Source organism: Streptomyces sp. JLYT201 (genome assembly GCF_059448825.1).
The window spans coordinates 2,809,031-2,826,493 of record NZ_CM182551.1 but is presented as its reverse complement, the minus strand read 5'-3'; the positions used below and the strand labels follow the sequence as shown (position 1 = coordinate 2,826,493).

The window sequence follows — 17,463 nt, the reverse complement described above, 5'->3', positions numbered from 1 at the left end:
ACCCGACCGGTGCCGGTGGGGACCGGCGGGACAGACGAGGTTGACGGGCGTTCGAGCGTGCAGGATGGAGACATGGATCTGCGCATCTTCACGGAGCCCCAGCAGGGGGCCACCTACGACACCCTCCTCACCGTCGCCAAGGCCGCCGAGGACCTCGGCTTCGACGCCTTCTTCCGATCCGACCACTATCTGAAGATGGGCTCGGGCGACGGCCTGCCCGGGCCCACGGACGCCTGGATCACGCTCGCCGGGCTCGCCCGCGAGACGCGGCGGATCCGGCTCGGCACGCTGATGACCGCCGGCACCTTCCGGCTGCCCGGCGTGCTCGCCGTCCAGGTCGCGCAGGTCGACCAGATGTCGGGCGGCCGGGTCGAACTGGGCCTGGGCGCGGGCTGGTTCGAGGAGGAGCACAAGGCGTACGGCATCCCCTTCCCCAAGGAGAAGTTCGCCCGCCTCGAGGAGCAGCTGGCGATCGTGACGGGCCTGTGGGACACGCCCGTGGGCCGGACGTTCTCGTACGACGGCACGTACTACCAGCTGACCGACTCGCCCGCGCTGCCCAAGCCCGCGCAGCGCAGGGTGCCGGTCCTCATCGGCGGCCACGGCGCCGTGCGCACCCCGCGCCTGGCCGCGCGCCACGCCGACGAGTTCAACATCCCCTTCGCCTCCGTGCAGGACAGCGAGCGCCAGTTCGCGCGCGTGCGCGAGGCCGCCGAGCAGGCCGGGCGCAAGGGCGGCGACCTGGTGTACTCCAGCGCCCTGGTGGCCTGCGTCGGCAAGGACGACGCGGAGGTCGCCCGTCGGGCCGCCGTCATCGGCCGCGAGGTCGACGAGCTGAAGGCCAACGGCCTCGCGGGCTCCCCGGCCGAGGTCGTCGACAAGATCGGCCGGTACGCGGAGATCGGCGCGAGCCGGATCTACCTCCAGTGCCTGGACCTGGCCGACCTCGACCACCTGGAGCTGATCTCCTCGCAGGTCCAGTCGCAGCTGTCGTAGCCCCGGCCGCCGCGCCCGGCGGCCGGGAGACCCACGTCACATCCGTCCATGTCACAGGGGTCCGGGCCACCTCGTCTCCAGGGGTGTAGGCACGGACCACCACCGAGGAGCACACCATGGACGCGCGACTGGACTACTTCAGCAGCCCGACCGCCGGGAAGGCGCTCAAGCACGTGATGTCGGCGGGCAGGACGATCAAGGAGTCGCCGCTGCCCGCCGCGACGCAGGAGCTGGTGGCGCTGCGCGTCAGCCAGATCAACGGCTGCGCCGTCTGCCTCGACATGCACACCAAGGAGGCCGCCGCGGCCGGTGAGAGCGCGGTGCGCCTGCACCTGGTCGCGGCGTGGCGGGAGGCCACGGTCTTCACCGAGGCGGAGCGCGCCGCCCTGGAGTTCGCCGAGGAGGCGACCCGGGTCGCGGACGGGGCCGGCGGGATCGACGACGCGGTGTGGGCGCGCGCCGCCGAGCACTACGACGAGGAGCAGCTCACCGTCCTCGCCCTGCACGTCTCCTTCATGAACATGGCCAACCGGCTGAATATCATCGCCCAGCAGCCCGCGGGCGACTACGTGCCCGGGCAGTTCCACTGAGCACCAACAGCACCATGCCCGGGGCCCGACGGCGGGCCCCGGGCCGGGGGAGGGAAGTCGGCGTGAGCAAGGTCGAGGAGTTCGAGGAGCTGCGGTCGCTGCTGTTCTCGATCGCCTACCGGATCCTGGGCAGCGTGAGCGAGGCGGAGGACGCGGTGCAGGAGGCGTGGCTGCGCTTCGACGCCTCGCCGACCCGGCCCGATTCGGCCAAGGCGTTCCTGTCCACCACGGTGACCCGGATCGCCATCGACGTGCTGCGCTCCGCGCGGGTGCGGCGCGAGGAGTACGTGGGCCCGTGGTTCCCCGAGCCGCTGCTCAGCGACCCGTATCAGGACCCGGCGCGGGCGGTGGAGCTGGCCGACTCGGTGTCGATGGCGGCGCTGCTGCTCCTGGAGCGGCTCAGCCCGCTGGAGCGGGCGGTCTTCCTGTTGCGGGAGGTCTTCGGCTTCGGGTACGACGAGGTCGCCTCCGCGGTGGGCCGCTCGGAGGCCGCGTGCCGGCAACTGCTCGTGCGGGCCCGCAAGCACATGGAGGCCGGACGGCCGCGGTTCGAGGCGGACCGCGCGGAGCGGCAGGTGCTCGCGTCGCGGTTCTTCGACGCGCTGAAGGACGGCGACGTGGGCGGCCTGCAGAACCTGCTCGCCGCCGACGTCCAGCTCGTCGGGGACGGCGGCGGGAAGGCCCCGCAGCTCGCCAGGGCCGTCGTGGGCGCGGAGAACGTGGCCCGGCTGCTCGGCACGGTCTTCCCCTGGCTGATCAGGATCGACGTGACGTGCGAGCCGCACGAGATCAACGGCCAGCCCGGCGCCGTCGTCCGCGACCGCGACGGCAAGGTCCTGCACACCCTGTCCCTCGACGTGCTCGACGGGCGGATCCAGACCATCCGCTCGGTCGTCAACCCCGACAAGCTCGGCCACATCGGCCCGGTCGCCGACGCCTGGGCCGTCGACCGCGAGGTCAAGCGGGTCCGCAGCGGACGCGGCTGACCCCGCCGGGCCCGTGGGCCCCGGACCGGGAGCGGCCGCACCGAAATGCCCGCGTGCGTTCGCGCTGTTCGAGGTACGTTTGGGCGGACGCGCCGGGGGAGGGCGCCGTACCGGCGAGCTGACCGCGGACGGCGCACACGCACGGACACGAGGGCCGGGGAAGGACCCAGCCGTGATCGCCCACGCGCGCCCGTCCGATCCGAGCCGATACCAAGGCAGACCCACCGTGTTCCTGACGATCAGCACGACCGGCAGCCCCGAACGCCCCGCGACCGACCTCGGGTTCCTGCTGCACAAGCATCCCGGCAAGGCACAGGCGTTCTCCACGTCCTACGGGCGCGCGCACGTCTTCTACCCCGAGGCGAGCGACGAGCGCTGCACGGCGGCGCTGCTGCTCGAAGTGGATCCACTGGCGCTCGTGCGGCGGGGCAAGGGCCGCGGCGGCGCGCCGGACGCGGCCCTCGGGCAGTATGTGAACGACCGTCCGTACGCCGCCTCTTCGCTGCTCGCCGTGGCGCTCAGCACGGTGTTCTCCAGCGCCCTGCGCGGCGTGTGCAAGGCCCTGCCCGAGCGCCCGGGGCAGCCCCTTCCGCTGCGCGTGGAGGTGCCCGCGCTGCCCGCGCGCGGCGGGCCCGGCCTGGTGCGCGCCCTGTTCGAGCCGCTGGGCTGGACGGTGCGCGCCGAGCCGGTGCCGCTGGACGAGCGCTTCCCGCAGTGGGGCGACTCGCGGTACGTGCGCCTCGTCCTGGACGCGCCGGACGGCACGCTCAGGCTGAGCGAGGCGCTGCGCCACCTGTACGTGCTGCTTCCGGTGCTCGACGACGCCAAGCACTACTGGGTCTCGGCCGACGAGGTCGACAAGCTCCTGCGCGCCGGTGAGGGCTGGCTCGCGGAGCACCCGGAGCAGAAGCTGATCACCAGCCGCTATCTGTCCCGTCGCTGGTCGCTCACGCGCGAGGCGATGGAGCGCCTGGAGCTGGTGCGGCTCGCCGACGCGGACGACCGCGACGTCACGGAGATCGACAACGCCGTGAACGAGGACGTCGACACCGAGGAGCAGCCGGTGCCCCTCGCCGTGCGGCGCCGCGAGGCGATCCTCGCGGCCCTCGAGGACGCGGGCGCGGCCCGGGTGCTCGACCTCGGCTGCGGGCAGGGCCAGCTGGTGCAGGCCCTGCTCAAGGACGTGCGGTTCACCAAGGTCGTGGGCGTCGACGTGTCGATGCGCGCGCTCACCGTGGCGGCGCGGCGGCTGAAGCTGGAGCGCATGGGCGAGCGCCGGGCCGAGCGCGTGGAGCTGTTCCAGGGCTCCCTGGCGTACACGGACAAGCGCCTGAAGGGGTACGACGCGGCCGTGCTCAGCGAGGTCGTCGAGCACGTCGACCTGGAGCGGCTGCCCGCCCTGGAGTACGCGGTGTTCGGCTCGGCCCGCCCCCGCACCGTCCTGGTGACCACGCCGAACGTGGAGTACAACGTGCGCTGGGAATCCCTTCCGGCGGGCCACGTCCGCCACGGCGACCACCGCTTCGAGTGGACCCGCGCCGAGTTCCGGCAGTGGGCGGAGTCCGTCGCCGGGCAGCACGGCTACGAGGTCGCGTTCACGCCCGTCGGGCCGGACGACCCCGAGGTGGGGCCGCCCACGCAGATGGCGGTGTTCACCCGGGGCGATCGGCCCGCGGGCCACAGCGGCGACCGCACCCAGGAGGTGACGGCGGCATGACCAGGACCCTCTCCGTCACCGACCTCTCCCTCGTTGTGCTCATCGGCGCGTCGGGCTCCGGCAAGTCGACGTTCGCGCGGCGGCACTTCAAGCCGACCGAGGTGATCTCGTCGGACTTCTGCCGCGGCCTCGTCGCCGATGACGAGAACGACCAGAGCGCGAGCCGCGACGCCTTCGACGTGCTGCACTACATCGCGGGCAAGCGCCTCGCCGCGGGCCGCCGCACCGTCGTCGACGCCACCAACGTGCAGAGCGAGAGCCGTAAGCAGCTGGTCGAGCTGGCCAGACGGCACGACGTGCTGCCCATCGCCATCGTGCTCGACGTGCCCGAGGAGGTGTGCGCCGCGCGCAACGCGTCCCGGACCGACCGCGCCGACCTGCCGCGCCGCGTCATCCAGCGGCACACCCGCGAACTCAGGCGCTCGCTGCGGCACTTGGAGCGCGAGGGCTTCCGCAAGGTGCACGTCCTCAGGGGCGCCGAGGAGGCCGAGGCGGCCGAGGTCGTCACCGAGCGGCGCTTCAACGACCTCACCCACCTCACCGGCCCGTTCGACATCGTCGGCGACGTCCACGGCTGCGCGAGCGAGCTGGAGTCCCTGCTGACCCGGCTCGGCTACGTCGACGGCGTCCACCCCGAGGGCCGCACGGCCGTCTTCGTCGGCGACCTCGTCGACCGCGGCCCGGACACACCGGGCGTCCTGCGCCGCGTCATGTCCATGGTCGCCGCGGGCAGCGCCCTGTGCGTGCCCGGCAATCACGAGAACAAGCTCGGCCGCCACCTCAAGGGCCGCAAGGTCCAGCACACGCACGGCCTCGCGGAGACGATCGCGCAGCTGGACGGCGAGAGCGAGGAGTTCCGTACCCGGGTGCGGGAGTTCGTGGACGGACTCGTCAGCCACTACGTCCTGGACGGCGGCAGGCTCGTCGTCTGCCACGCCGGGCTGCCCGAGAAGTACCACGGCCGCACCTCGGGCCGGGTCCGCTCGCACGCGCTGTACGGCGACACGACGGGCGAGACCGACGAGTTCGGCCTGCCCGTGCGCTACCCGTGGGCCGAGGAGTACCGCGGCCGGGCGGCCGTCGTGTACGGCCACACGCCCGTGCCGACGGCGACCTGGCTGAACAACACCATCTGCCTGGACACCGGCGCGGTCTTCGGCGGCAAGCTCACCGCCCTGCGCTGGCCCGAGCGCGAACTGGTCGACGTACCGGCTGAGAAGGTCTGGTACGAACCGGTGCGGCCGCTGCGCACCGACGCGCCCGGCGGACACGACGGGCGCCCCCTCGACCTCGGCGACGTGCACGGCCGCAGGGCCGTGGAGACCCGCAACGCCGGACGCGTGACCGTGCGCGAGGAGAACGCCGCGGCGGCCCTGGAGGTCATGAGCCGCTTCGCGGCCGACCCGCGCCTGGTGCCGTATCTGCCGCCGACGATGGCGCCCACGGCGACCTCGCAGCGCGAGGGCTACTTGGAGCACCCCGCCGAGGCGTTCGCGCAGTACGCGGCGGACGGGGTCGCGCGGGTGGTGTGCGAGGAGAAGCACATGGGCTCCCGCGCCGTGGTCCTGGTCTGCAAGGACGCGGCGGCCGCGCGCGAGCGGTTCGGCGTGGACGGGCCGACGGGCTCGCTCTACACCCGCACCGGGCGCCCCTTCTTCGACGACCCGGCGATGACCGAGGAGGTCCTCGACCGGCTGCGGGCCGCCGTGGGCGCGGCCGGTCTGTGGGCGGAGCTGGACACCGACTGGCTGCTGCTCGACGCCGAGCTGCTGCCCTGGTCGCTGAAGGCCACGGGCCTGCTGCGCACCCAGTACGCCGCCGTGGGCGCCGCGTCCGGGGCGGCCTTCCCGGACGCCCTGAACGCCCTGGAGGCGGCCGTCGGGCGCGGTGTCGACGTCGGCGACCTGCTGGACGCGCAGCGCGAACGGGCGGCGGACGCGGCCGCGTTCACCGACGCCTACCGCCGCTACTGCTGGCCGACCGACGGGCTCGACGGCGTGCACCTGGCGCCGTTCCAGATCCTCGCCGTCCAGGGCCGGAGCCTGGCCGCGCTGCCGCACGACGAGCAACTGGCCCTGATCGACCGCATGGTGGAGCACGACGGCTCGGGCCTGCTGCGCACCACGCGCCGCCTGTACGTGGACACGGGCGACGAGGAGTCGGTGCGCGCGGGCGTCGACTGGTGGCTGGAGATGACCGGGCGCGGCGGCGAGGGCATGGTCGTCAAGCCGGTCGGCGCCCTGGTCCGCGACGGCCGGGGCCGTCTGGTCCAGCCGGGCATCAAGTGCCGGGGCCGGGAGTACCTGCGGATCATCTACGGGCCGGAGTACACGCGCCCGGAGAACCTCGCGAAGCTGCGCGGCCGCGTCCTCGGCCACAAGCGCTCGCTCGCGATCCGGGAGTACGCGCTCGGCGTCGAGGCCCTCGACCGGCTCGCGGCGGGTGAGCCGCTGTGGCGGGTCCACGAGGCGGTGTTCGCGGTGCTCGCGCTGGAATCGGAACCGGTGGATCCGCGTCTGTGACCTGCCGCGGTTGGTGCGGCACCGCTGTCCCGCCGGGCGTCCTGCCCGGCGGGACACCGGGCGGGCCATCCGGCGGGGCACCGGCAACGCGGCGCGTTGTGACGTGTTCTGGACGTGTTCTGGGCGCCTTCGACGCGTGTCCCGGCCGTCGAGAGGTGAGGATGGGGGCATGGGATTCCACGTCGACTCCGAGGCCGGGCGGCTGCGCCGCGTCATCCTGCACCGCCCGGACCTGGAGCTGAAGCGCCTGACCCCCACCAACAAGGACGCGTTGCTCTTCGACGACGTCCTGTGGGTGCGGCGGGCGAGACAGGAGCACGACGGCTTCGCCGACGTCCTGCGCGACCGGGGGGTGACGGTCCATCTCTTCGGTGACCTGCTCACCGAGGTGCTGAACGTGCCCGCGGCCCGGCAGCTCGTCCTGGACCGCGTCTTCGACGAGAAGGAGTACGGTCCGCTCGCCACCGACCACCTGCGCGCCGCCTTCGAGGCGCTGCCGTCCGGCGAGCTCGCGGAGGCCCTCGTCGGCGGCATGACGAAGCGGGAGTACCTGGAACGGCACCCGGAGCCCACGTCCGTGCGCTTCCACTGCATGGACCTGGACGACTTCCTGCTCGGCCCGCTGCCCAACCACCTGTTCACGCGCGACACCTCCGCGTGGATCTACGACGGCGTGTCGATCAACGCGATGCGCTGGCCCGCGCGGCAGCGCGAGACCGTCCACTTCGAGGCGATCTACCAGCACCACCCGCTCTTCCACGGCCAGGTCGGCCACGTCTGGTCGCAGGGGCAGGCCGACTACCCGTCCACCATCGAGGGCGGCGACGTCCTGGTGATCGGCAACGGCGCGGTGCTCATCGGCATGAGCGAGCGCACCAAGCCGCAGGCCGTCGAGATGCTCGCGCACAAGCTGTTCGCGGCCGGCTCGGCGCGCACGATCGTGGCGCTCGACATGCCCAAGCGCCGGGCCTTCATGCACCTGGACACGGTCATGACGATGGTCGACGGGGACACGTTCACGCAGTACGCGGGGCTCGGCATGCTGCGCTCGTACACCATCGAGCCGGGAGTCGACGAGCGCGAGCTGAAGGTCACCGACCATCCGCCGGAGCACATGCACCGGGCGATCGCGGCGGCCCTCGGCCTGGACCGCGTCCGGGTCCTGACCGCCACGCAGGACGTGCACGCGGCCGAGCGCGAGCAGTGGGACGACGGCTGCAACGTCCTCGCGGTCGAGCCGGGCGTCGTCGTCGCCTACGAGCGGAACGCGACGACCAACACGTATCTGCGCAAGCAGGGCATCGAGGTGATAGAGATCCCGGGCAGCGAGCTGGGCCGGGGCCGGGGCGGGCCGCGCTGCATGAGCTGCCCGGTGGAGCGCGACCCGGTCGGCGGCTGAGCGGGGCGGGCCGGGAGCCGGCGGGGCGCCCCGGGAGGGCCCCGAGAAGGGGGGTGCATACATTTGTGGTCAGTCGTATAGACTTCCAACATCACGTATCCGCACCCCAGGAGCGCCCCCATGGCGAACGGCCCGACCAGCCTCGACCTCACCGGCCGCCACTTCCTCAAGGAGGTGGACTTCACCGCCGAGGAGTTCCGAGGTCTGCTCGCGCTGGCCGCGGAGCTGAAGGCCGCCAAGCGCGAGGGGCGCGAGCAGCGGCGGCTGAGCGGCAAGAACGTCGCCCTGGTCTTCGAGAAGGCCTCGACGCGCACGCGCTGCGCCTTCGAGGTGGCCGCCGCCGACCAGGGCGCGGCCACGACGTACATGGACCCCTCGGCCTCGCACATCGGGCAGAAGGAGTCCGCGAAGGACACCGCCCGCGTCCTCGGCCGGATGTTCGACGCGATCCAGTACCGGGGCGACGCCCAGGCGACGGCCGAGACGCTCGCCGCCCACGCGGGCGTGCCCGTCTACAACGGCCTGACCGACGACTGGCACCCCACGCAGATGCTCGCCGACGTCCTCACGATGACCGAGCACTGCGCCAAGCCCCTGGAGCGGATCGCGTACGCCTACCTCGGCGACGCCCGCTTCAACATGGGCAACTCCTACCTGGTCACCGGCGCCCTGCTCGGCATGGACGTGCGGATCGTGGCGCCCCGGGCCTACTGGCCCGCCGAGCACGTGGTCGCCCGGGCGCGGGGCCTCGCCGAGGCCAGCGGCGCCCGGATCACGCTCACCGAGGAGGTCGCCGAGGGCGTCGCGGGCGCGGACTTCGTCGCCACCGACGTCTGGCTGTCCATGGGGGAGCCCGCGGAGGTCTGGGACGAGCGCATCCGGGCCCTCGCGCCGTACGCCGTGACGATGGACGTCCTGCGCGCCACCGGCAACGCGGACGTGCGGTTCCTGCACTGCCTTCCGGCCTTCCACGACCTGGACACGACGCTGGGGCGGGCGCTGTGCGAGCGGCACGGGCTGAGCTGGCTGGAGGTCAGCGACGAGGTCTTCGAGTCCCCCCACTCGGTCGTCTTCGACGAGTCGGAGAACCGCCTCCACACGATCAAGGCCGTACTCGTGGCGACGCTGGCCTGAGCCGCCGCTAGGGCCTGGCCGACAGGGTGAACCACACCGCCTTGCCCGACTCCGTCGGGCGGTGGCCGCAGGCCGTGCTGAGGGTGCGGATCAGGAGCAGGCCGCGGCCGTGCTCCTGCCAGGGGTCCGGCTCGCAGCCGGGGCCGGGGGCGGAGAGGTCCCCGGGCGGGGTGGGGTTGGAGTCCCGGACCTCCACCTGGCACTGCGTCGGCAGCAGCTCGATGAGCAGCTCTATCGGCGCGTGCCCCGGCGCGTGCTCCACCGCGTTGGCCACCAGCTCCGCCGTGAGCAGCTCGGCCGTGTCGGTGTCCGCCGTGGAGCCGATGTCGATGAGTGCCGTGCGGACCAGGGCGCGCGCGATCGGCACGGCGGCCACCGTGTGCGGCAGCGCGATGCGCCAGCTTGCGGGGGAGTGCGGCTCGGGCAAGTGCGGGTCCGTTCGGCGAGCAGGTGGTCCGGTGCGGTCCTGCCTTCAACCGTACGAATCCTAAGCGGAGTGGCGACAGGGTCCTTGGTCGGGCCGCCCCGGGACCACCGACACCCCTGGCGCGACCCGTTCCGCACGGCTGATATCGCGTACTCGTGACGACAGTCATGGAACGGTGATAACTTCGAAGAGGGAAGCCCCGTCGCACTCCGCCGAGGAGGCCGCACGTCATGAGTCCCTTCACCGGCTCCGCAGCCCGCACCCCCGAGTGGGAGCATCTGCGCCTGACCGTCGACGAGGGCGTCGCCACCGTCACGCTCGCCCGTCCCGACAAGCTCAACGCGCTCACCTTCGGCGCGTACGCCGATCTGCGCGACCTGCTCGCCGAGCTGTCCCGCACGCGGTCCGTACGCGCCCTCGTGCTCGCGGGCGAGGGCCGCGGCTTCTGCTCGGGCGGCGACGTGGACGAGATCATCGGCGCCACGCTCGCCATGGACACCGCCCAGCTGCTCGACTTCAACCGCATGACCGGCCAGGTCGTGCGGGCGCTGCGCGAATGCCCCTTCCCCGTGGTCGCCGCCGTGCACGGGGTGGCCGCGGGCGCGGGCGCGGTCCTCGCGCTCGCCGCGGACTTCCGGGTCGCGGATCCGTCGGCGCGGTTCGCGTTCCTGTTCACCAGGGTCGGCCTGTCCGGCGGCGACATGGGCGCCGCGTATCTGCTGCCGCGCGTCGTCGGGCTCGGGCACGCCACCCGGCTGCTGATGCTCGGCGAACCGGTGCGCGCCCCCGAGGCCGAGCGGATCGGCCTGCTCAGCGAGCTGACCGACGAGGGCAGGGCCGACGAGGCCGCCGCCGCCCTCGCCCGCCGCCTGGCCGAGGGCCCGGCCCTGGCGTACGCGCAGACCAAGGCCCTGCTCACCGCGGAGCTCGACATGCCGCTCGCGGCCTCCGTGGAGCTGGACGCGGCCACCCAGGCGCTCCTCATGAACGGCGAGGACTACGCCGAGTTCCACGCGGCCTTCACCGCGAAGCGCGCCCCGAAGTGGCGGGGGCGGTGACCATGGCCTCCGCGCCGACCCCGGCCTCCGCGCCCTCCGCCGTGCGCCGCGTCGCCGTCATCGGGGGCGGCCCCGGCGGCCTGTACGCCGCCGCCCTGCTCAAGCGCCTCGACCCGGCGCGCGAGGTCACGGTCTGGGAGCGGAACGCCCCGGACGACACCTTCGGCTTCGGCGTGGTCCTCTCCGACGAGACGCTCGGCGGCATCGAGCACGCCGACCCCGTGGTCTACGCGGCCCTGCGGGAGCGCTTCGTGCGCTGGGACGACATCGACATCGTGCACCGCGGCACCCGGCACACCTCCGGCGGCCACGGCTTCGCGGCGCTCGGCCGCCGGAGCCTGCTCGCCGTGCTGCACGAGCGCTGCCGCGACCTGGGCGTGGACCTCCGCTTCCGCACCGAGGCCCCGCCCGCGGCCGAGCTGGCGACGGCCTACGACCTGGTGGTCGCGGCGGACGGGGTGCACAGCCTGACCCGCGAGGCGCACGCGGACGTCTTCAGGACCGCCGTCACCAGCCACCGCTGCCGCTACATCTGGCTGGCCGCCGACTTCGCCTTCGACGCGTTCCGCTTCGAGATCGCCGAGACCGAGCACGGCGTGATGCAGCTGCACGGCTATCCGTTCTCGGCGGACGAGTCCACCGTGATCGTCGAGATGCGCGAGGAGGTCTGGCGGGCGGCGGGCTTCGCCGACGCCGATGCCGCCGAGTCGATCGACCGCTGCGCGAAGGTCTTCGCGGACGCCCTGCACGGCCGCGGCCTGCGCTCGAACAACTCCTCCTGGCTGACCTTCCGTACGGTCGTCAACGACCGCTGGTCGCACGGCAACACGGTGCTGCTCGGCGACGCGGCGCACACCGCGCACTTCTCCATCGGCTCCGGGACGAAGCTCGCCGTCGAGGACGCGCTCGCCCTCGCGGCCTGCCTCCAGGAGCAGCCGGACGTCCCGCGCGCGCTCGCGGCGTACGAGGCCGAGCGCCGCCCGGTCGTGGCGTCCACACAGCGCGCCGCGCAGGCCAGCCTCCAGTGGTTCGAGGAGCTTCCGCTCTACCTCGGCCAGCCGCCGAGGCAGTTCGCCTTCAACCTGCTCACCCGCAGCCGCCGCGTCACCCACGACAACCTGCGCCTGCGCGACGAGCGGTTCACGGCGGCGGTGGAGCGGGACTTCGGCTGCCCCGAGGGCACACCGCCCATGTTCACCCCCTTCACCCTCGGCGGCCTCACCCTGCGCAACCGCGTCGTCGTCTCCCCGATGGACATGTACTCCGCGCAGGACGGCGTCCCCGGCGACTTCCACCTGGTCCACCTGGGCGCGCGGGCCCTCGGCGGGGCGGGCCTCGTCATGACCGAGATGGTGTGCGTGAGCGAGCGCGGCCGCATCACCCCCGGCTGCGCCGGGCTCTACACCGACGAGCAGGCCGACGCCTGGGCGCGCATCGCGGACTTCGTGCACGACCAGTCGCCCGGCACCGCCTTCGGGGTCCAGCTGGGCCACGCGGGCCGCAAGGGCTCCACCAAGCTCATGTGGGAGGGCATCGACGAGCCCCTGGAGGAGGGCAACTGGCCCCTGGTGGCCCCGTCCGCGCTGCCGTACACCTCGCGCAGTCAGATCCCGCACGCCCTGCGGGCCGACGAATTGCCCGCGCTGCGCGAGGAGTTCGTCGCCGCGGCCCGGCGGGCGGCGCGCTGCGGCTTCGACCTCCTGGAACTCCACTGCGCGCACGGCTACTTGCTCTCCGGCTTCCTGTCCCCGCTCACCAACCGCCGCACGGACGCGTACGGCGGCTCCCTGGAGGCCCGGCTGCGCTTCCCCCTGGAGGTCTTCGACGCGGTGCGCGAGGCGTGGCCCGCCGACCGGCCGATGACGGTCCGCGTCTCCGCCACGGACTGGGCCGAGGGCGGCACCACGGCCGACGACGCCGTGGCGCTCGCCCGCGCCTTCGCGGCCCACGGCGCCGACGCGATCGACGTCTCCACGGGCCAGGTGGTCTCCGACGACGCCCCCGCCTACGGCCGCTCGTACCAGACGCCGTACGCGGACCGCATCCGCAACGAGACCGGCGTCCCCGTGATCGCGGTCGGGGCCATCTCGTCCTGGGACGACGTCAACTCCCTGCTCCTCGCGGGCCGCACCGACCTCTGCGCCCTGGCCCGCCCGCACCTGTACGACCCCCACTGGACCCTGCACGCGGCCGCCGAGCAGGACTACCAGGGCCCCGCCGCCCCCTGGCCGCACCCCTACCGGGCCGGCAGCCGCCGCCCCCAGACGGGCCGCACGGACGCCCCGAAGCCGCGGCTCAGCCTCTGAGCACGAACTCCGAGCCCGCCCGGTGGAGGCGGTCGTGCAGGCCCTGGAAGACCTCCGCCGAGCGGGTGCCCGGCCAGTACGCCGGGAGGAGTTCCGGGGGCAGGCCCGGGTCGACGTAGGGGAGGTGGCGCCAGGTGTCGAGGGCCAGGAGGTAGTCGCGGTAGGCCTGTTCCGGGGGCGTGTCGGGGCGGGCGTGCCAGGCGCGCAGGACCGGGCCGTGGCGGTCGAGGAAGGCCTCGTGCTCCTTGGCGATGGCGGAGAGGTCCCACCAGCGCGCCACCGCCTCGGCGGTGGGGGTGAAGCCCAGGTGCTCGCCCCGGAAGAGGTCGACGTACGCCGTGAGGCCGAGGCGCTCCAGGGTGTGCCGGGTCTCGTCGTGGAGGCGGGCGGGGGCGATCCAGACGCCCGGCGCGGCCGTGCCGAAGCCGAGGCCCGCCAGGCGCGAGCGCAGCACGTGCCGCTTGTTGCGCTCCGCCTCCGGGACGGAGAACACGGCGAGCACCCAGCCGCCGTCGCGGTGTCCGCCCGCGGCCGGGTAGATGCGCCGGTCGCCGTCGTCGAGGAGCTGCCGCGCCTCCGCGGACAGCTCGTACCCCGCGGCTCCGCCGGACGTGCGCGCGGGCACGAGGAGCCCGCGCCGCTTGAGGCGGGACACCGAGGAGCGGACGGACGGCGCGTCCACGCCCACCGGCGCGAGGAGGCGGACGAGTTCGGCGACCGCGACGGGGCCGGGGGCCGCCCGGCCGTACGCGCCGTAGAACGTGACGATCAGGGACCTGGGGGCGTGTTGCTCGGACACGTGATCACTCTAGGCCCCGGGCGGGGGCCCCGGTTCCACGAGTGGATCTTCCGCGCCGGGCGCCGCGCCCGGTTCCCGCAGGCGGAAGCGTTGCAGCTTGCCCGTGGCCGTCCGCGGGAGGGCGTCGAGGAACTCCACGGCGCGCGGGCACTTGTAGGGCACCAGCTCCGCCTTGACGAACGCGCGCAGGCGCTCGGCGTCGGGGGTCGCGCCCTCGCGCAGCACCACGTACGCGACGGCGATCTGCCCGCGCCGCTCGTCGGGGCGGCCGACGACGGCGGTCTCCACCACGTCCGGGTGGCGCAGCAGGGCCTCCTCGACCTCGGGGCCCGCGATGTTGTACCCGGCCGAGATGATCATGTCGTCCGCGCGCGCCACATAGCGGAAGTAGCCGTCGGCGTCGCGGACGTAGGTGTCGCCGGTGACGTTCCAGCCGTGCCGGACGTAGTCGTGCTGCCGGGGGTCGGCGAGGTAGCGGCAGCCGACCGGGCCGCGCACCGCGAGCAGGCCCGGCTCGCCGTCCGGCACGGGCGCGCCGGAGGCGTCGACCACGCGCGCGTGCCACCCGGGCACGGGCAGGCCCGTGGTGCCGGGGCGGATCGCCTCGTCGGCGGCGGAGATGAAGATGTGCAGCAGCTCCGTCGCGCCGATGCCGTTGATGATGCGCAGGCCCGTGCGCTCGTGCCAGGCCTGCCAGGTCGCGGCGGGCAGGTTCTCGCCCGCCGAGACGCACCGGCGCAGCGACGACACGTCGGGGGCGGCGTCCCCTTCGGGTGCGTCGAGCGCGTCGAGCATCGCCCGGTAGGCCGTCGGCGCGGTGAACAGCACGCTCACCCGGTGCGCGGCGATCGCGGGCAACAGCTGCTTCGGGCCCGCCTGTTCGAGCAGTACGGAGGCCGCGCCGACGCGCAGCGGGAAGATGACGAGGCCGCCCAGGCCGAAGGTGAAGCCGAGCGGCGGGCTGCCCGCGAACACGTCGTCCCAGCGAGCCTTCAGGACGTGGCGCGCGAAGGTGTCGGCGATCGCGAGCACGTCCCGGTGGAAGTGCATGCAGCCCTTGGGCCGTCCCGTCGTGCCGGACGTGAAGGCGATGAGCGCCACGTCGTCGGCCGCCGTGTCCACCGCCGCGTACGGCTCGGGCGGGCGGGCCGCCGCGCGGGCCAGGAGGTCGTCGGGGCCCTCGCCGCCGTACGTCGTCACGCGCAGGCCCGGCACCCCGGCCTTGATCAGGTCGTCGACCGCGCGGGCGTCGCACAGCGCGTGCGAGACCTGCGCGATCTCGCACATCGTGGCCAGCTCCTGCGCGCGCTGCTGGGCGAGGACGGTCACCGCGACCGCGCCCGCCTTCATCACGGCGAGCCAGCAGGCGGCGAGCCAGGGCGAGGTGGCGCCGCGCAGGAGCACGCGGTTGCCGGGCACCACGCCGAGCTCGGCGGTCAGGACGTGCGCGATCCGGTCCACGCGGTCCTGGAGTTCGCCGTACGACCACGCGGTGCCGTCGCCGGCGATGAAGGCGGGCCGGTCGCTGCCGTACCGCCGGGCCGAGGCGTCCAGGAGCTCGGCGCCGCAGTTGAGCCGGTCGGGATAGTGCAGCTCGGGCCGGTCGCGCACCAGCGCGGGCCACTGGTCGCGCGGGGGGAGGTGCTCGCGCGCGAAGGTGTCGACGTGTCCGGTGGGCGCGGCGCCGCTGTCGCCGTAGGTTGCCCCTGTGGTCCGCATGGCGCCTCGCCACCTTTGCCGTCGGGCGTAGTGATGGGCTCGCCCAACGAGCGTATCGTGTTGGTGACGGCAGTCAACACTGCGCGATAAGACTCCGGGGCGCGGCACCGCGCCCCGCGCCAGGGGAGGCCCGAGATGACCGACGTGCCGACTGTGTCACCTTCACCGGATATGCCGGGTTCGCCGCCTTCGCAGGCGTTTCCGCAATTTTCGCTCGGCCCGGAGCAGACCGCTCGGCGTGACCGGCTGCGGGAGCTGGCCGAGACCCGGCTCCGCCCCCTCGCGGAGAAGGGCGAGCCGGGGCGCGTGAACCGTCCGCTCACCGAGGCCCTCGGTGAACTCGGCCTGCTCGACGGGCTGTTCACCGCCGGGGCCCTCGACCTGTGCCTGACCCGGGAGTCGCTCGCCCGCGGCTGCACGGAGGCCGAGACCGCGTACGCCCTCCAGGGCCTGGGCGCCTACCCCGTGCACGCCTACGGCTCGGCGCGGCTGCGCGAGCACTGGCTGCCGGGCGCGCGCGAGGGCCGCGCCGTCGCCGCCTTCGCCCTGTCCGAGCCGGGCGCGGGCTCCGACGCCGCGGCCCTCGCGCTGCGCGCCGAGCCCGAGCCCGGCACGGCCGGCGCCTGGCGCCTGACCGGCGAGAAGGCCTGGATCTCCAACGCGCCCGAGGCCGACTTCTACACCGTCTTCGCCCGCACCACACCGGACGCGGGCGCCCGCGGCGTGACCGCCTTCCTGGTGCCCGCCGACCGTCCGGGCCTGAGCGGCGCCCCGCTCGCCATGCTCTCCCCGCACCCCATCGGCACCCTCGCCTTCGACGGCGTCCGCGTGAGCACGGACGACCTCCTGGGCGAGGCCGACCGGGGCTTCGGCGTCGCCATGACGACCCTCAACCGCTTCCGCCCGAGCGTCGGCGCCTTCGCGGTCGGCATGGCCCAGGCCGCGCTCGACGCGACCCTCGCGCACACCGCGCGGCGGGACGCGTTCGGCGGCAAGCTGAAGGACCTCCAGGCGGTGTCCCACCAGGTCGCGGAGATGGCCACGCGCACCGAGGCCGCGCGGCTCCTGGTGTACGCGGCCGCCGCTGCGCACGACCGCGAGGAGCCCGGCATCGCGGGCCGCGCGGCGATGGCGAAGCTCTTCGCCACGGAGACCGCCCAGTACGTCGTCGACACCGCCGTCCAGCTGCACGGCGCCCGCGCCCTCCAGCACGGGCACCTGCTCGAACACCTCTACCGCGAGGTGCGGGCGCCGCGCATCTACGAGGGCGCGAGCGAGGTCCAGCGCGCCGTCATCGCCAAGCAGTTGTACGCGTCCGCCCCCGCCCCCGCCCCGAAGGAGACCGCGTGAGCCTCGACCGTCTGAACCCCGCCGGCCTCTCCCCGGCCACCGGCTTCAGCCACGCCGTCGTGGCGACCGGCGGCCGCGTCGTCTTCCTCGCCGGGCAGACGGCCCTGGACGCCGACGGCAAGGTCACCGGGGCCACGCTGCCCGAGCAGTTCGAGCAGGCCCTCGGCAACCTCCTCGCCGCCCTGCGCGCGGCGGGCGGCACCCCCGCGGACCTCGCCCGCGTCACCGTCTACGCCACGGACGTCGCCGACTACCGCGCGCACGCCCGCGAACTGGGGGCGATCTGGAAGCGGTTGGCGGGCCGCGACTATCCCGCCATGGCGGTCATCGGTGCGGTCCGGCTCTGGGACGAGGAGTGCCTCGTGGAACTGGACGGCTTCGCGGTGCTGCCCTGATGCCCTCGCGGGGGGCGCCCCAGGCCCGCCCCTTCCCGATGTTCCAGAGTGACACTTCTGGAGTG

The 17,463-nt window shown here is 73.9% G+C and carries 14 protein-coding genes; 11 read left to right on the top strand and 3 right to left on the bottom strand.

Going from position 1 to position 17,463, the window contains the following annotated elements; genetic code table 11:
* Positions 1–72 precede the first annotated feature (72 nt).
* The 7 genes from AC5WAM_RS11115 (at position 73) to argF (ending at position 9,344) form a co-directional block, all read left to right on the top strand.
* Complete coding sequence (locus tag AC5WAM_RS11115; protein ID WP_366793715.1) at positions 73–996, top strand: LLM class F420-dependent oxidoreductase; 924 nt, start codon at positions 73–75, stop codon at positions 994–996.
* A gap of 116 nt (positions 997–1,112) precedes the next feature.
* Entirely contained in the window at positions 1,113–1,586 is a 474-nt protein-coding gene (locus AC5WAM_RS11110; RefSeq protein ID WP_495522499.1) for a carboxymuconolactone decarboxylase family protein, read from the top strand.
* Positions 1,587–1,648: 62 nt separating this feature from the next.
* Complete coding sequence (locus AC5WAM_RS11105; protein WP_366793717.1) at positions 1,649–2,572, top strand: RNA polymerase sigma-70 factor; 924 nt, start codon at positions 1,649–1,651, stop codon at positions 2,570–2,572.
* 226 nt (positions 2,573–2,798) lie between these two features.
* On the top strand, positions 2,799–4,289 hold the full coding sequence (locus tag AC5WAM_RS11100; protein ID WP_366793718.1) for a 3' terminal RNA ribose 2'-O-methyltransferase Hen1: 1,491 nt from the start codon (positions 2,799–2,801) through the stop codon (positions 4,287–4,289).
* Complete coding sequence (locus tag AC5WAM_RS11095; RefSeq protein WP_495522498.1) at positions 4,286–6,811, top strand: polynucleotide kinase-phosphatase; 2,526 nt, start codon at positions 4,286–4,288, stop codon at positions 6,809–6,811. The genes AC5WAM_RS11100 and AC5WAM_RS11095 overlap by 4 nt, the downstream gene beginning before the upstream one ends.
* A gap of 169 nt (positions 6,812–6,980) precedes the next feature.
* Positions 6,981–8,210 carry an arginine deiminase gene (locus tag AC5WAM_RS11090; RefSeq protein WP_366793720.1) on the top strand — a complete coding sequence of 410 codons (1,230 nt, stop codon included), beginning with the start codon at positions 6,981–6,983 and terminating at the stop codon, positions 8,208–8,210.
* A 120-nt stretch (positions 8,211–8,330) separates the two neighbouring features.
* Positions 8,331–9,344, top strand: coding sequence for an ornithine carbamoyltransferase (gene argF / locus AC5WAM_RS11085; RefSeq protein ID WP_366793721.1), 1,014 nt, complete (start codon positions 8,331–8,333; stop codon positions 9,342–9,344).
* Between the two features lie 7 nt (positions 9,345–9,351).
* Here the strand turns inward: argF and AC5WAM_RS11080 are convergent, their stop codons facing one another.
* Entirely contained in the window at positions 9,352–9,771 is a 420-nt protein-coding gene (locus tag AC5WAM_RS11080) for an ATP-binding protein (RefSeq protein WP_366793722.1), read from the bottom strand.
* Positions 9,772–10,001: 230 nt separating this feature from the next.
* Here AC5WAM_RS11080 and AC5WAM_RS11075 point away from each other — a divergent pair, with 230 nt between their 5' ends.
* Both AC5WAM_RS11075 and AC5WAM_RS11070 read left to right on the top strand, forming a co-directional pair.
* Positions 10,002–10,829, top strand: coding sequence for an enoyl-CoA hydratase family protein (locus tag AC5WAM_RS11075; protein ID WP_030682496.1), 828 nt, complete (start codon positions 10,002–10,004; stop codon positions 10,827–10,829).
* Between the two features lie 2 nt (positions 10,830–10,831).
* Complete coding sequence (locus tag AC5WAM_RS11070) at positions 10,832–13,135, top strand: bifunctional salicylyl-CoA 5-hydroxylase/oxidoreductase (protein WP_495523557.1); 2,304 nt, start codon at positions 10,832–10,834, stop codon at positions 13,133–13,135.
* Here the strand turns inward: AC5WAM_RS11070 and AC5WAM_RS11065 are convergent.
* Positions 13,125–13,934 carry a PaaX family transcriptional regulator gene (locus AC5WAM_RS11065; RefSeq protein ID WP_366793724.1) on the bottom strand — a complete coding sequence of 270 codons (810 nt, stop codon included), beginning with the start codon at positions 13,932–13,934 and terminating at the stop codon, positions 13,125–13,127. The two genes, AC5WAM_RS11070 and AC5WAM_RS11065, sit on opposite strands and share 11 nt — an antisense overlap.
* A 9-nt stretch (positions 13,935–13,943) precedes the next feature.
* Positions 13,944–15,653, bottom strand: a complete 1,710-nt coding sequence (locus AC5WAM_RS11060) for an AMP-binding protein (RefSeq protein ID WP_495522497.1) — start codon at positions 15,651–15,653, stop codon at positions 13,944–13,946.
* A gap of 171 nt (positions 15,654–15,824) precedes the next feature.
* Between AC5WAM_RS11060 and AC5WAM_RS11055 the strand changes: the two genes are divergently transcribed.
* Both AC5WAM_RS11055 and AC5WAM_RS11050 read left to right on the top strand, forming a co-directional pair.
* Positions 15,825–17,003: an acyl-CoA dehydrogenase family protein gene (locus AC5WAM_RS11055; RefSeq protein WP_495522496.1), complete on the top strand. Its 1,179-nt coding sequence runs from the start codon at positions 15,825–15,827 to the stop codon at positions 17,001–17,003.
* On the top strand, positions 17,000–17,398 hold the full coding sequence (locus AC5WAM_RS11050) for a RidA family protein (RefSeq protein WP_366793726.1): 399 nt from the start codon (positions 17,000–17,002) through the stop codon (positions 17,396–17,398). The genes AC5WAM_RS11055 and AC5WAM_RS11050 overlap by 4 nt, the downstream gene beginning before the upstream one ends.
* Positions 17,399–17,463 lie beyond the last annotated feature (65 nt).

Bases quoted from the DNA above. Each gene is read 5' to 3' on its own strand.
- AC5WAM_RS11115 (WP_366793715.1), top strand. From the start codon at position 73: ATGGATCTGCGCATCTTCACGGAGCCCCAGCAGGGGGCCACCTACGAC.
- AC5WAM_RS11070 (WP_495523557.1), top strand. From the start codon at position 10,832: ATGGCCTCCGCGCCGACCCCGGCCTCCGCGCCCTCCGCCGTGCGCCGC.
- AC5WAM_RS11095 (WP_495522498.1), top strand. From the start codon at position 4,286: ATGACCAGGACCCTCTCCGTCACCGACCTCTCCCTCGTTGTGCTCATC.
- AC5WAM_RS11075 (WP_030682496.1), top strand. From the start codon at position 10,002: ATGAGTCCCTTCACCGGCTCCGCAGCCCGCACCCCCGAGTGGGAGCAT.
- AC5WAM_RS11090 (WP_366793720.1), top strand. From the start codon at position 6,981: ATGGGATTCCACGTCGACTCCGAGGCCGGGCGGCTGCGCCGCGTCATC.
- AC5WAM_RS11110 (WP_495522499.1), top strand. From the start codon at position 1,113: ATGGACGCGCGACTGGACTACTTCAGCAGCCCGACCGCCGGGAAGGCG.
- argF (WP_366793721.1), top strand. From the start codon at position 8,331: ATGGCGAACGGCCCGACCAGCCTCGACCTCACCGGCCGCCACTTCCTC.
- AC5WAM_RS11060 (WP_495522497.1), bottom strand. From the start codon at position 15,653: ATGCGGACCACAGGGGCAACCTACGGCGACAGCGGCGCCGCGCCCACC.
- AC5WAM_RS11055 (WP_495522496.1), top strand. From the start codon at position 15,825: ATGCCGGGTTCGCCGCCTTCGCAGGCGTTTCCGCAATTTTCGCTCGGC.